This window comes from Nosocomiicoccus sp. HMSC09A07, from assembly GCF_001808485.1.
Classification (GTDB): Bacteria; Bacillota; Bacilli; order Staphylococcales; family Salinicoccaceae; genus Nosocomiicoccus; species Nosocomiicoccus ampullae_A.
Map to the genome: position 1 here is coordinate 160,398 of NZ_KV793627.1, position 15,106 is coordinate 175,503.

A 15,106-nucleotide genomic window follows, 5' to 3' on the forward strand; every position below is an offset into this window, starting at 1 on the left:
AATATAATTATTAAAGAGGGATTTTAATGCTATATAATTATCAAGACTTATCTCTTATACAAGATGAAATTGAATTTGTAGACACTGCGATTATACCTGTCATAGATATTGATATTACAAATAGAAGACAAGAGAACGCAAATAACATTGAACTCATGCAACACGTAATTTATTTGCTAGAGAAACAACTAAAAGGTCGATTACTTATCACACCCTTATTTTCTGTAATTAACAACGACGTGTCACACGTCTCAGATTATGGTGCTCAATTAAAGGAATTTGGCTTTAAACACGTCGTTGTATTAACTGTGAATCCACGTGATATCAACGACTTAGAACTCATTAAGCTAAATAGCATTCCTTTAGAAACAATGGAGCCTGATGTGATGCAATCTCTAGTAAAAGATGAGATGACAAATGTATTAAAACAAATTATTCAATTTTGGAATCAATAAAAGTTTGTCTAAAATATGAAAAGACTTATTGACCGTGCTTATTTAATAGGATAAACTTAATATGTCTTAGTTATTAATATAGAAAAGTTTGTAAGTTTGAGGGGGGAAATGGAATGTCAAATAAAGTTACTCGACGCCAATTTCTAAACTATTCATTAATGGGTGTCGGTTCTTTTATGGCAGCCGGAATGATTCTACCAATGGGTAGATTCGCTTTAGATCCATTATTCCAGACAGATGCTGAAGGTGACGAAATCGTTACGAGCGTTAAAGTAAGTGAAATAACAGAAGAACCTCAAAAGGTTGATTTCACATTTACTCAACAAGATGCTTGGTACGAAAGTGAAGTTACAAACTTCGCATGGGTCTACAAAGATGGTAATAAGCTCATCGGTTTATCACCAGTGTGTAAACACTTAGGTTGTACAGTAACGTGGGCTGGAGACGATGGTAACCCAGATATGTTCTTCTGTCCTTGTCATAACGGACTGTACACTAAAGATGGTAACAACGTACCAGGAACACCTCCACGTGGACCATTAGATGAGTTCGAGGTTGGAGAAAAAGATGGGTACATCACAATTGGTAAGAAAAAAGAGAACACGCTTGTTTGAGTAAAATAGGAGGGATTTTATGCTAAATCGTATCTACGATTGGATTGATGATAGAATTGATATCACTCCGATATGGAGAGACGTCGCTGATCACGAAGTGCCTGAGCACGTTAACCCTGCCTATCACTTCTCAGCATTCGTCTACTGTTTTGGTGGATTAACTTTCTTCATTACAGTAATTCAGGTTCTATCCGGTATGTTTTTAACAATGTATTACGTACCAGACATCGTTAACGCTTGGAATTCTGTATATTACTTACAGAACGATGTTGCGGCTGGTATGATCGTTCGCGGTATGCACCACTGGGGTGCAAGTTTAGTAGTTGTAATGATGTTCTTACATACGCTAAGAGTATTCTTTACAGGTGCTTATAAATCTCCACGTGAGTTAAACTGGGTTGTAGGTGTTCTACTCTTCATGGTTATGCTTGGATTAGCATTCACAGGATACTTACTACCATGGGATATGAAAGCATTATTCGCAACTAACGTTGGTTTAGATATTGCTGAATCAGTTCCATTTATCGGTGAATGGATTAAAACATTACTCGCAGGAGATGCTGAAATTGTAGGAGCACAAACATTAACAAGATTCTTTGCGATTCACGTATTCTTCCTACCTGCGGCATTATTTGTATTAATGGGGATACACTTTATCCTAATACGTAGACAAGGAATTTCAGGTCCACTATAGGACCTAATTTAAGGGGAGGTAGAAATCAATGAAGCGCGGTAAAGGTCTTAAATTTGTTGGAGACTCACGAGTTCAAAGCTACGAAAAGCCGAAATTAAATCGCGACTACTCAGAATTCCCTGGTAGAACAGAAGAATTCTATCCCGACTTCTTATTAAAAGAGTGGTTAACGGGCGCGGTATTCTTAGTCGGTTTCCTATGCTTAATCGTTGCTGACCCGGCACCTCTTGAAAGAATGGCTGATGCAACTGACACAGGTTACATTCCGTTACCTGACTGGTATTTCTTATTCTTATACCAGATTCTAAAGTACACATATGCTTCAGGTCCATTCAACGTAGTTGGTGCGATTATTATTCCTGGTCTAGCAATGGGTGCATTACTATTAATGCCTTGGTTAGATAACTCTAAACATAGAAACTGGAAAAAACGTCCAGTAGCAACAAGCTTAATGGTAGTTTCTGTAGCAATTATTTTCTATGCAACATGGGAATCAGTTGCATATCACGATTGGGAGCAACAATCTGAACAAGGTAAAATTGTGTTCTCTAACTTAGATGCAGAAGATCCAGTATTCAATGAATTAATTAGAACGAACTGTACAAGTTGTCACGGAGGAGAATTAACAGGTGCATCAGGTCCGGACTTAGTAACTCCTGAGCTTGACGAAGCAACTGTTAAAGCTTTCGTAGAAAACGGTACACAAACTATGCCAGCGTTCAAAGATACGCTGACTGAAGAAGAGATTGACGAAATCTCTAAATTCATAGCAAACCTTGAACTTACAGATAAAAAGAACGCTGAAAACACTGGTGAAAAATAATTAAATCATACCCTCGATGCAGTAAGCATTGGGGGTATTTTTATAGGTGAATGTATGATTCATTATCTTTATCAATTAATGTATAATAGAACATTTTTAATTTTGTTATTTATATCTAACTTTTTAGGTACCATTTATGGTTACTACTGGTACCGAGGGCAGTTATCCGTTACTGAATGGTATTTTTATCCATTTGTTCCTGATAGTCCAACTGCAACTTTATTCTTATGTATCGTCATACTAGCGATTTTATTTAATAAAAAATATGGTCTCATCGACGCATTAGCTTTTACGACATTAATCAAATACGGTGTTTGGGCTGTAATTATGAACTTTTTATATTTTATAGAGATAAATATGATAACACCTGTCGGTGTCATGCTTATTTTTTCTCATAGCATTATGGCACTTCAAGCATTTTTATTTTTACCACATTTAGAGATAAAACCGTGGCATTTTTATGTAACAGCCTTTTGGCTATTCCACAACGATGTGATTGATTATGTATATATGCAATACCCAAAATACGGGTCATTAGACCGCTTTAGTGATCATATTGGTTATTTATCGTTTTGGTTAACGGTTATCGTTTTAATACTACTTAAAACGTTAGTTCCAATAAATCGTATGCGTTGACTTTAAATTAATAATTAAAGTATGATGTAAAGTGAGAATAGGAGAGTTGTTTTATGTTAATGTATATTATCTATTTCGCAATTCTATTAATCGTACCTATGCTCGCTCAAATGAATGTTACGTCTACGTTTAGAAAGTATAGTAGAGTACGTTCGACGAGTGATTTAACTGGTAAGGAAGTTGCGGAGTTAATTTTAAGAGAAAATGGTATTTATGACGTAGAAGTACTAAGAGGCAAAGGCCATTTAACAGACCACTACGATCCAGGGAAAAAAGTTGTCGTATTATCACCAGATAACTATGACAAACCATCAGTTGCTGGTACAGCAGTTGCAGCACACGAAGTAGGGCACGCGATTCAACACGCAACTGGCTACAAATTTTTAAATTTAAGAGCCGCGATTTTCCCTCTTGCACAATTCGGAAGTAACTTTGCTTTCTTCTTGATTATGGCAGGTATCGTTTTAACAGCTGGTATGCAATCATCTGGTCCGACTCTTGGAACTTACCTATTATGGGGTGGTATTGGACTATTTGCATTCGCTGTATTATTCCAAATCGTCACATTACCTGTTGAGTTCGACGCATCAAATCGAGCGATGAAACAAATAGAACGTTTAAATATCGTTAACGAAAAAGAATACAGACATGCTAAAAAAGTATTAAGTGCAGCAGCAATGACATACGTAGCAGCAACAGCAACTGCTATCGCAGAGCTCGTTCGTTTAATACTCATAGCACGTAATAACTAAACTACTCAATATTTATTGAGTAGTTTTTTTAATTCACAATAGAACTATTCTTTATTATACTTATAAATAATACGTATGTTAGGAGGATTTAAATGAAAATAGGAGTAACATGTTATCCAAGTGTTGGTGGAAGTGGAATTGTTGCGACTGAACTCGCAATTGAGATGGCGAAACTCGGTCATGAAATCCATTTTATATCATCAAGTGTTCCATTTCGTCTCGCAGGAAACTACTCAAACATTTATGTCCATACAGTAGAAATTAATGATTATAACGTTTTTAAATATAGACCATATGATATTACACTCGCGTCGAAAATTGCTGAAGTCATCGATGTACATCAATTAGATTGTATACATATGCATTATGCAATTCCTCATGCGGTTGCAGGTATTTTAGCAAATCAAATGTCAAAACGTGACGTAGGCATTATAACAACACTTCACGGTACAGATATTACAGTACTAGGTCATGATAGAAGTTTAGAGCCTGCGATTCGCTTTGGTATCGAGAAATCTGATATTACAACGGCTGTGTCTTATAGTTTAAAAAAGCAAACAGAAGAAATGATTCAACCTAATAAAGAGATTAAAACAATTTATAACTTTGTCGATGAAAAACGATTTAATCGTGACAATATTGAAGTAGTTAGAAGTCGTATGAAACAGCATCTTGGTATTGATGAAGATTCTAAAGTCATTGTTCATTCATCCAACTTTAGAAAAATTAAAAACATAACGACAATTGTAGAAGCTTTTAAATTAGTTAGAGAATCAGTTAAAAGTGATCTTGTGTTAGTTGGGGATGGGCCAGAAATGAGTGTTGTATATGACTTGGCACATGAATTAGGTGTTGGTGATAACGTACATCTCGTCGGACGACAATCAGATATGACGTCATTTTATAAGATGAGTGACTTATTTATGTTACTGAGTTTAAAAGAAAGTTTTGGTCTTGCACTTCTTGAAGCTATGAACTGTGGCTGTGTTCCAATTGGTTCAAATGCGGGAGGAATTGTTGAAGTGATTCAACATGAAAAAACAGGATTTATCGTTGATCCGATGGATAAAGAAAATGCAGCTCAATATGCAGTAGAGCTTATGACAAACGAAGCGTTATATAACGAGATGAGAGAAGCGATGATTACAGACGTCAGAAGTCGTTTCTCAGAAAAAGAAATCGTCGCTCAATATGAAGACTTATACAGATCGATTATTAAGGACAATAACCATGACAAATAAGAACGCATTTAAAGAAGGACAATTTATTCTAGATACATTAGAATCTAACGGATTTGAAGCATATTATGTTGGAGGATCAGTTAGAGACTATTGTATGGGTAAATCAGTCGGTGATATCGATATCACGACAAATGCGCTACCGAAACAAATTGAAGCATTATTTAAACATACGATAGATGTTGGTATTGAGCATGGGACTATTGTAGTCGTTATTAACAAAACACCTTATGAAGTGACGACGTACCGTACTGAAACGACGTATTCAGACTTTAGACGTCCGGACAGTGTTGAATTTACAACATCGTTAAAAGAAGATCTCGCAAGACGTGATTTTACGATGAATGCAATCGCAATGGACAAACATTTTAAGCTGTATGACCCTTATGACGGACAATCCGCAATAGAGGATAAAGAAATTATCACCGTCGGTAATCCAGACGAACGATTTAATGAAGACGCACTTAGAATGTTACGTGCATTACGCTTTATGTCTCAACTACAATTTGATTTAAATGAAGATTCATATAATGCGATTAAAAAGTTAGTTTCTAACGTTCAACATATATCGGTAGAACGTATTGTGCAAGAATTGAAAAAGCTATATAAGGGTATAAATATAGAACCGTCTAAAAGATTACTAATAGAAAGCGATATGTATAAATACATTCCATTTTTTAATCGTGTGGGTAAAGATGATTTAAAAAAGTCTGTAGTACATACATTAAATAATGAAATTATTATACAGTTATTATTCAATGATAGTGTCTCATTTAAAAATGAATTAAAACTATCGAATGAAGACAAAAAGTATATAAACACTTCAATTCAATTATACGATGACTTAAAAAACAAATTAGAAACAGTCATTGTTGCCTATAAATACGACACAATGTTGTTAAAAAATATGTTAAAAATCTTAAGTGATAACTCTGCATTAAATATAAATATGGAAGATGACCTATTAGAAGCAATTCAAAAGAAAGAATCATTAACAATTCAAAGTAAAAAAGATCTTGCAGTGAACGGTAACGATTTAATGAATTCTTTAAATAAACGTGGTGGACCATGGCTAAAAGAGTTATTAGATGAAATTGAACGCCAAATATTGTTCGAAACATTACCAAACGATTTTGACGCAATTATAGAGTGGGTGCACAATGAATATCATTAAACAGTCAGTTTTACAATCAGCAGAGAATAGTAAATATTTTAAATATATCATTTTTGAAGATGTCGTGACATCGACACAAACAATAGCTAAAGAGAAACTATTTGAAATTGAAAATTCTTTTGTCGTGTCGTCTCTACATCAAACACAAGGTGTCGGTAGATTTAAAAGAGAATTTGAATCACCAGATAATTGTGGGTTTTATAGCACGTTTGTCGTTCGCCCAAATGTAAAACGAGACAAACTTATGCAGTTTAATTTATTTATTGCTCTCGCTATTACAAAAACAATTGAACGCTTTATAAATCGTCCGATTGGTATAAAATGGCCGAACGATATATACGTAGAAGGCAAAAAACTTTGTGGTTTTTTAACAGAGATGATCCCAGACGGTCAATTTGATACTATCGTTTGTGGTATTGGTGTAAATATTTTCAATTCACCATCTGAAGTAGGTAAGAAAGCTGCATTAGAAACTTTTGCTGATGAAGAGATAGATGTTGGAGCATTTGTAAAAACACTCTTTCAAAATATAGAAAAGTATTATGATTTATTTTTAAAAAATGATTTTAGTATGATTAGAGATACGTATGTCAGTTATTCAACCGTATTAGGTAAAGAAATTATCATCACAACACCTTCAGAACAGTACGAGGCTACAGCGATAGATATAGATGATTTTGGTATACTGAAAGTAATCGACCGAGACGGTCAAATTAAATCAGTTTTGAGTGCAGATATAGAAGAGTAGGGATTTAGTATGTTAGACAGTTGTTTTGCTGTTGTGGATTTAGAAACAACAGGTAATGATCCATTAAAAGATCATATCATCGAGTTAAGCATTGTATTTGTAAAAAATAACGAAGCAATCAGTTCATATAGTACTTTATTGTCGGATGCTTCTGATATACCAGCTTTTGTAACAGAATTAACTTCTATTACATTAGAGGATATTAAAGGAGCACCGAAGTTTAACGATATTTCAAATGAAGTATACGAATTACTAGAAAACTGTTGTTTCATCGCACATAATATTGAATTCGATCTTAATTTTTTAAAAGTCGCATTCCAAAATACAGGTATTCATTTTCAACCACACTTAACACTCGATACAGTCGATTTATCTAAAATATTTTTTCCTACATTGAGCTCTTATCAACTTGGTATGTTGTCTGAGACTCTTAATTTATCTTTAAAACATGCACATCGTGCCTATGATGATGCACTTGCAACAGCAAAACTATTTATTAAAATTTTAGAGCGAATTAATCAACTCGACAAAGAGACGATAATACGTCTATATAACATTTCAAAATATCTCGAAACAAATGTCAGTGATCTTTTATTTGCTTCTCTAAGTGAAAATAATCATAGAGACGCGGATTATACAGTGCAGTCACTATCTATACAACATCCAAAATTTAACTTTGAATCAAATCACAAAATCACAATAGAGGACTTGTATAAAAATTTTATAGATCAAAATAACTTTAAGCATCGCCAAGATCAACTCGATTTAATATATACGATTTATAGTGCACTAAAAGAAAATAAAAATATTGCTCTAGAAGCTTATACGGGACTAGGTAAAACAGAAGCAATATTAATCGCGAGTATCGTATATACAAATGAGACAAATCAGCATGTATTGATTTCTACAAGTAAGAAGATTTTACAAGATCAAATGTATTATCAAAGTTTAATTCGTCTTCTGGAGTCGTCTAAATTAAATGAATTACCAGTATCTATGTTAAAAGGAAAAACAAATTACGTCGACATAGATACCATTTTAAAGCTCTTAAGTTTTAAAGATGATAACTATGAAATTGTCATGTTAAAAATGAAATTGCTCGTTTGGTTAACAGAGACGATGACCGGTGATTTAGGTGAGATTTCATTAAAAGGACCAGAACGACTTTACTATGACACTGCACATTTTCAAATCAATTCTAATGACAATTATTTTTATAATAGAGCAGTGGAACATGCAAAAAATAGCCGTATTTGCATTACAAATCATTACTTTATTGAAGAATGCTTATCAGAACTCGATAATAAGTATTTAATTGTCGATGAAGCACACCAAGTGTTAAATACTGTAGAGCGTCAGTCTATCACAGAATATAAATATATGGACCTTAAATTTTTACTATCTCAAATCGGTATAAACAATAAAGATAAAATGTTAAAAGAATATCTTGAACATAATGATATTCGAGCAAAAGACTTTCTTGTACGTATGCTTACAGATTTAAATAAAACAATCGATGATGTATTTTCATCATTACGTATCGAGGAAATAAAACGAGCAATTCAACAATTAAATCACTCAAATTACTTAATCGATTTCGTTCTAAAATCGATTGTCGACACGAACAATTATGAATCTCTTTATAATTATTTAAAGCATTTTCAGTTTAAATTAAAAGATATGCAAAAGAGTTTAACGTTAGATAATTATACTATCCATCAAGACAATAATTATCAAAAAACAGCGTTACTCGTTAACAATAATTGTAAAGACCGTCTATTTCATCATTTAAAAGGGCTCCACGGACAAGTTTTAATTTCTGGTACATTAGAAGTTAATGGATCATTTAAACATCTAGAACCGTGGTTTTTAGATGAATTTGATACAAAAATTATTGCTAATGATAATTTGTTTAAAGACGTAGAACTATTTATACCGAACGATATTCACGACCTAAATGATAGAGATTCATATATTGAAGATTTAGTCGATTATTTATCGATTTATCATTCAATTAAAGAAGATAAAGTAATCGTTTTATTTACGAATTATAAATTGCTAAACGAAGTCTATCAATTTTTACTAGACGGTGAACTGTTTGATATTCCTATTATCAAACAAAATAAAAACGATACACCTAGTAAAATATTACTTCAGTATAATCAGCTTCAAAATTGTATATTACTCGCAACTGAAAGTTTTACTGAAGGAATTAATTTGGAAAATCTAAACGAACGTACAATCTTTTTAACTAAGTTACCTTTCCCAGTACCAACAGGTAAAGGTTTTAGACATTTTTATAAACACGACCTGCCTGATGCAGTATTTATGTTTAGACAAATTGTTGGGCGCATTAAAAGAGATGATTCTGACCGTGGCCGTGTTGTGCTATTTGATGAGCGATTGCTCGAAAAACCGTATCGTAATGCATTTTTAAAGTACTTTAATGAGAAAAGTCTTATACACGGTGATAGGACCGCTTTCATTGAGATGTTATCTAGATTATAATTATATTAATATGATTTTTAGGAGGAAACAAAGTGCAAATTTCAAATAGAATGGACCTCTTACAGCCAAGTCCGACAATAGCGATAACAAATTTAGGACGTCGCCTAAAAGAAGAAGGAAATGACGTCATCAGTTTATCTGCCGGGGAACCAGATTTTAACACTCCAAAAAAAGTAATAGAAGCAGCACATGAAGCAGCGTTAAATGGGCAAACAAAATACTCTGCAACACCTGGTATTTTGCCACTACGTGAAGCAATAAAAGACAAAATGAAACGTGATAATAACTTGGATTACTCAGTCGATGAAATTTTTGTCGGTGCAGGTGCAAAGCAAGTATTATTTAATATATTCTTTGCGATTTTAAACCCGGGAGATGAGGTAATTATTCCTTCTCCGTACTGGGTATCTTATGGTGATCAAGTAAAATTTGCAGAAGGTGTACCGGTAATTGCTGAAACGACAAGTGAAACAGACTATAAACTTACACCTGAAATATTAGATCAGTACGTGACAGATAAAACAAAAGCTCTCGTATTAAATTCACCGAACAATCCTACTGGTGCAGTTTACAGTAAAGAAGAGCTTCAAAGACTTGCAGATTACTTAGATGAAACAGATATTATTATCGTTTCAGATGAAATCTACGAAGTGCTCGTTTATGAAGGCGCGCATTACTCAATCGCTCAAATGAGTGAAAAGATGAAACAAAATACAATTGTCGTTAATGGTGTTAGTAAATCATATGCAATGACGGGATGGAGAATCGGCTTTGCTTGTGGTGACAAAGAATTAATCAAAGCGATGTCTAAACTTCAAAGTCAATCTGTCTCAAACGTTACAACACCTGCGCAGTACGCAGCATTAAAAGCTTATGAGTTAGATAATTCATACTTAAAAGAATATAATGAAACATTTAAGAAAAGAAGAGATCACGCATATAGTCAACTTCAAAAGCTTCCGTATATAAAATGTGCAAAACCAAATGGAGCGTTTTACTTATTCCCTGATGTGAGTGAACTCGTTGAAAAATGTAATTTTGAAAGTGTTGATCAGTTCACTGAACAGCTACTGAAAGAACAGTACGTAGCACTCGTACCAGGATCTGCATTTGGTATACCCTCAAACTTACGTTTCAGTTATGCATTAAGTGAAGAAAAGTTTTCTGAAGCGATAGAACGTATTCAAACTTTTGTTAACAAATATTTAAACAAATAATCGATCTAAAGAGATATTAGTTGCTAATATCTCTTTATTGTTAGCGACTAGGAGAGAGTAGGATGGATGAATATATTAAATATATAAATATTCCTGTCAATAAAATTTTAATCGATCACTATGCAACTATTGGGCTCGATGAAAAGATGACGATGCTTTTAATCCGTCTAATGAGTTATAGTAATGACGGTCTAACAGAAGTTACATTTAATGATATTATTGACGGTTCAACTTTTACTCGTGAAGAACTATCAAAGTTAATACAACATTTAATTGCTAATCAATTTATTGGAATTAATAATAAAGTGGTTAGTGGAAAACACGTAGAAAGTTACGATTTTAATCCGCTGTATAAAAAACTTGAAAATATCATAACAAATAAAGCTACCCATACTTATACAAAAAATGATGTGAGTGATCTATTTCAATATATTGAAAAGCTATACGGACGAACGCTCGGACCGAGTGAGTATGAACGTATGACGGCGTGGTTAAGAGATGATGGATATTCTGTAGATCAAATCAAGGAAGGCGTTGATATTGCCTATAAAAATGATATTACATCATTAAGTTATGTCGAAAAAATACTGAATAGTATAAAAAAAGAATCAAACAATGAACCGGTTATTCCGTTTAAAAATTGGTTAAAAGGAGATATTTAGTCGTGCTGAGTAAAGTAAAGACGATGGAAGCACTCGATATTATCCATGAGATGTTTCCAGATGCGGAAGCAGAGCTAAATTATACAAATGATTTTGAACTGACAATTGCAGTATTATTATCTGCTCAAGCAACAGACGTATCTGTAAATAAAGTGACAGATACGTTATTTCAAAAATATAAGACACCTGAAGACTATTTAAGCGTTCCACTAGAAGAACTAGAGAACGATATCAAATCAATTGGACTATACCGTACGAAAGCAAAAAACATACAAAAGTTATGTAGAGATTTAATCGATAAATTTAATGGAGAAGTACCGACGACTTACGAAGAACTCATAACACTTGCAGGAGTCGGTCGAAAGACAGCTAACGTCGTATTAAGTGTCGCGTTTGACACTCCAAGAATCGCTGTCGATACACACGTTGAACGCGTTTCAAAACGACTAGGAATCGCACGTTGGAAAGATAATGTAAACCAAGTCGAAGAAACATTGATGAGAAAAATCCCAGAAAATAGATGGAGTAAAGCGCACCATCAACTTATCTTCTTTGGACGTTATCATTGTTTAGCGAGAAATCCTAAATGTTTTGAATGTCCACTTTTATACATGTGCCGAGAAGGACAAAAAAGAGAGAGAAATTTATTAAAACAAAAAGCAAAGTAATTTAGAAATTACTTTGCTTTTTTATTTGTATTAAATTTTACTCACCGCTATCGGTGTCTGGGTTTGTAGTATCTGAATTATCCGTACTGCCATCATCACCATTTTCTGGTGTCTCTACAGGCTCTTCTGGCTCAGTTTCATCGATAACTTCTTCATCAGTATTATCCTCTTCAACCTCAGTTTCTTCCTCAGGTGCTTCGTAATAGTATCGTCTAATTCGATTTGGGTTAAATTGGAAAGAACTATTTACTACACCTAATTCTTGACCACCCACAAAAGTCACACTTTCTGGCATCGTGAAGTCTTGACCGTTATACGTGCTAATTTGTGTCATAATATTTTGGAAGAACCACTGTGGTGTGATATGTTCTTGTGTTCCGACAAATGACGTCGCACCGTCTTTTTTAGTACTTGTAAATCCTGTCCACACGCTCATCGTATATTCCGGAGTATATCCGACCATCCACGCATCTTTTGCAGCGTTTGAAGGTAAATTATATTCAGCTAACATACTTTCTGAATATGACGTCGTTCCTGTTTTACCTGCGATATTTAAACCATTCATATTAATATAATCCGCACTTCCGTATGGTTGGAACGTACCTTTTAACATATCTGTAATCATATATGCTGTAGAGTCTTTCATTGCTTCATGGCTTTCATATTCCATGTCGACTTGTTCGTTTTCAGAATTTATGATGTAACGAACGGCTCCCGCTTCATTGAATGTACCACCGTTACCAAATGCGGCATACGCTTGCGCCATTTGAAGTGGGCTAAATCTAGATTCGTTACCTCCGAGAACATCGTTAAATGATAACGTATAATTACCATCAGATTTTTTTGAATAATCTAACCCTAAATCTTTTGCGAACTGTTCAGGTACATTATCTCCTGATTCTTCACGCACTTCTTCAAAAAGCTTAACTGCTGGGATGTTGTAACTTTTACGTAATGCGTCACGCATTGTTACAGTTCCATGGCTTTGGTTATCATAGTTATAAATTTTACCTTCAAAATGTTTTGGGCTATATTCGTATTCATCTTGAATCGTATAGTTCGTCGGCACTTCCATATTTTCAATTGCTGGTGCATATGAAAGAATCGGTTTCATTGTAGAACCTGTATTATGCTGAGTGATTGCTAAGTTTTCTTTAACGACTTCCTGATAATCTCGACCACCACTAATCGCAATTAATGCACCTGACTGTGTATCTATAATTGAAGATGCGATATTAAAATCATCGCTTTTAAATTTATCACCATAGAAAAAGTCTTTATCGTTTACAGTGTTTTGTAACGTACGCTGAATATTTGCATCCATATTTGTGTAAATATCTATACCAGACGAGAGTAGCTCTGAAATATCTATATTTTTAAACTCATCTGATTGTTCAAGTTGTTGCTTGACTACGTTTATATATGATGCATATTGTGGGTCTTTCGGTTCAGTTGAAGAACGTTCTTCATCAGATCTTGCAACTAAATTTGTTGTTAAGTCAGTATTTACTCCTTCGTTATACTCATCTTCAGTAATACGTCCGTGGTGTAACATAAGCGCGAGTACTTGGTTCGCACGTTTATTACCCGCTTCAGCGTCTACATATAAGTTATAAACGTTTGGTAAGTTTGGTAATCCAGCTAAATAAGCCGCTTCTTTTAAGTTTAAGTCATCGAGTTCTTTATCGAAATAATATAAACTTGCTGTTCTTACACCGTAAATACCATCTGAATAATATATTTTATTTAAATACATTTCTAAAATATCGTCTTTCGCATATTCTTGCTCGAGTCGGTACGATAAATATGCTTCTTGAGCTTTACGTTTAATCGTTTTTTCTTCAGTTAAAAACGCACGTTTTACAACTTGTTGAGTAATCGTCGACGCACCTTGAGAACCAAATCCACCTGTTATGTTACTAATAACAGCACCGCCAAGACGTTTGAAGTCAATCGCTCCATGTTCATAGAATCTATTATCCTCAACCGCAAGGACTGCATCTGTAACAAGTTCTGGTGTATCGGTAATATCGATATATTCACGTTCAATACCTTGATAAATTGTTGTAACGAGTTCATCGTTACGGTCAAATACTCTTGAAGGGATAGGGTCTTTTAGCTTTTCAACACTAAATGCTGGCGCAGTCGATGCAAAATAAGCAAATACGACTATCCCTAAAACAAAGATAGAAACAGCTGCCATCATAAAGATTAGTGCAATTCGTTTCCACAATGTTTTCTTATTCATTTTATTCCTTTTATTTCTAGATAAAGGATCTTTCATTCTGCTACCTCATTCCAAAATATAATTCATCTACCACTTGAAGATAATCAAAACGCGGGTTAAATTTTTCTGTAATAATATGACTGTCACATTTTACGTCCTCATAACGAATGGATTTTCTACCGTTCTTAAGTTTGTAATTGTCCCAGTGGATTAAAAACTTCTCAATCGGATATAAAAACACTTCGTCGTGTGCATGAAATCTCATAATAATAAAAACAATGCCACCGTGCTCGTGACATTTTCTCATATGTTCAACTTGATGTTCATGGATATTAATAAAAGGGAAGCGAGTTTCGTTTCTTGTTTCTTTTACTTCAAAGTCGATATATTTCCCTCTATAAATACCGTTATAGTCACTTGTAGATGGAGTTTTGTAATATGCTTCTGTAATTTTAGCTTTTTGTCTCGATGGGTAATCGACATTTACAACAGTAATCGGCGTCGGTTTTTTATGAATAATCGCGCGATTCGTATTTAAATAATACTTATTTGTCGTGTCAATATCTTTTTCAAGAGTCATCCCACGATGTCCATATTGTACTTTTTTCTTTCTTGAATTACTAGTAACATTACTTTTTTGAATACCAGCAGGGTATTTCACATTAGATCATTCCTTGGCTATATTCATTC

Annotated in this window: 15 protein-coding genes; 13 read left to right on the forward strand and 2 right to left on the reverse strand. The window is 34.0% G+C overall.

Translation table 11 applies throughout. From position 1 onward, the window contains the following. Positions 1-26: 26 nt before the first annotated feature. The 13 genes from HMPREF3177_RS01585 (at position 27) to nth (ending at position 12,189) form a co-directional block, all read left to right on the forward strand. A complete protein-coding gene (locus tag HMPREF3177_RS01585) occupies positions 27-455 on the forward strand; it encodes a DUF2487 family protein (protein WP_068128434.1) in 429 nt (142 codons plus the stop codon). 113 nt (positions 456-568) lie between these two features. Then, positions 569-1,069, forward strand: a complete 501-nt coding sequence (locus tag HMPREF3177_RS01590; RefSeq protein ID WP_068128436.1) for a Rieske (2Fe-2S) protein — start codon at positions 569-571, stop codon at positions 1,067-1,069. A 19-nt stretch (positions 1,070-1,088) separates the two neighbouring features. Further along, positions 1,089-1,763 carry a menaquinol-cytochrome c reductase cytochrome b subunit gene (gene qcrB / locus HMPREF3177_RS01595; protein ID WP_040928134.1) on the forward strand — a complete coding sequence of 225 codons (675 nt, stop codon included), beginning with the start codon at positions 1,089-1,091 and terminating at the stop codon, positions 1,761-1,763. Positions 1,764-1,791: 28 nt separating this feature from the next. Next, on the forward strand, positions 1,792-2,586 hold the full coding sequence (locus HMPREF3177_RS01600; RefSeq protein ID WP_070456528.1) for a menaquinol-cytochrome c reductase cytochrome b/c subunit: 795 nt from the start codon (positions 1,792-1,794) through the stop codon (positions 2,584-2,586). Positions 2,587-2,664: 78 nt separating this feature from the next. Continuing rightward, a complete protein-coding gene (locus tag HMPREF3177_RS01605) occupies positions 2,665-3,222 on the forward strand; it encodes a DUF1405 domain-containing protein (protein WP_246827337.1) in 558 nt (185 codons plus the stop codon). 53 nt (positions 3,223-3,275) lie between these two features. Beyond that, complete coding sequence (locus tag HMPREF3177_RS01610; RefSeq protein WP_070456531.1) at positions 3,276-3,974, forward strand: zinc metallopeptidase; 699 nt, start codon at positions 3,276-3,278, stop codon at positions 3,972-3,974. Positions 3,975-4,066: 92 nt separating this feature from the next. Then, a complete protein-coding gene (gene bshA, locus HMPREF3177_RS01615) occupies positions 4,067-5,215 on the forward strand; it encodes an N-acetyl-alpha-D-glucosaminyl L-malate synthase BshA (protein WP_070456533.1) in 1,149 nt (382 codons plus the stop codon). Then, complete coding sequence (locus HMPREF3177_RS01620; protein ID WP_070456536.1) at positions 5,205-6,386, forward strand: CCA tRNA nucleotidyltransferase; 1,182 nt, start codon at positions 5,205-5,207, stop codon at positions 6,384-6,386. Before bshA ends, HMPREF3177_RS01620 begins: the two co-directional genes overlap by 11 nt. Continuing rightward, positions 6,373-7,134: a biotin--[acetyl-CoA-carboxylase] ligase gene (locus HMPREF3177_RS01625; protein ID WP_070456538.1), complete on the forward strand. Its 762-nt coding sequence runs from the start codon at positions 6,373-6,375 to the stop codon at positions 7,132-7,134. Before HMPREF3177_RS01620 ends, HMPREF3177_RS01625 begins: the two co-directional genes overlap by 14 nt. A 9-nt stretch (positions 7,135-7,143) precedes the next feature. Next, positions 7,144-9,642, forward strand: a complete 2,499-nt coding sequence (locus HMPREF3177_RS01630; RefSeq protein WP_070456540.1) for an exonuclease domain-containing protein — start codon at positions 7,144-7,146, stop codon at positions 9,640-9,642. A 32-nt stretch (positions 9,643-9,674) separates the two neighbouring features. Further along, a complete protein-coding gene (locus HMPREF3177_RS01635) occupies positions 9,675-10,859 on the forward strand; it encodes a pyridoxal phosphate-dependent aminotransferase (RefSeq protein ID WP_144265401.1) in 1,185 nt (394 codons plus the stop codon). A gap of 62 nt (positions 10,860-10,921) precedes the next feature. Next, the gene (locus HMPREF3177_RS01640; protein ID WP_070456542.1) at positions 10,922-11,521 is read left to right on the forward strand and encodes a DnaD domain-containing protein; all 600 of its coding nucleotides are present in this window, start codon (positions 10,922-10,924) and stop codon (positions 11,519-11,521) included. A 2-nt stretch (positions 11,522-11,523) separates the two neighbouring features. Next, positions 11,524-12,189, forward strand: coding sequence for an endonuclease III (nth, locus tag HMPREF3177_RS01645; RefSeq protein WP_068128456.1), 666 nt, complete (start codon positions 11,524-11,526; stop codon positions 12,187-12,189). Positions 12,190-12,226: 37 nt separating this feature from the next. Here nth and HMPREF3177_RS01650 read toward each other — a convergent pair whose 3' ends face one another. Both HMPREF3177_RS01650 and recU read right to left on the reverse strand, forming a co-directional pair. Further along, a complete protein-coding gene (locus HMPREF3177_RS01650; protein ID WP_070456544.1) occupies positions 12,227-14,473 on the reverse strand; it encodes a transglycosylase domain-containing protein in 2,247 nt (748 codons plus the stop codon). Positions 14,474-14,477: 4 nt separating this feature from the next. Further along, complete coding sequence (recU, locus tag HMPREF3177_RS01655; protein ID WP_070456546.1) at positions 14,478-15,077, reverse strand: Holliday junction resolvase RecU; 600 nt, start codon at positions 15,075-15,077, stop codon at positions 14,478-14,480. Positions 15,078-15,106 lie beyond the last annotated feature (29 nt).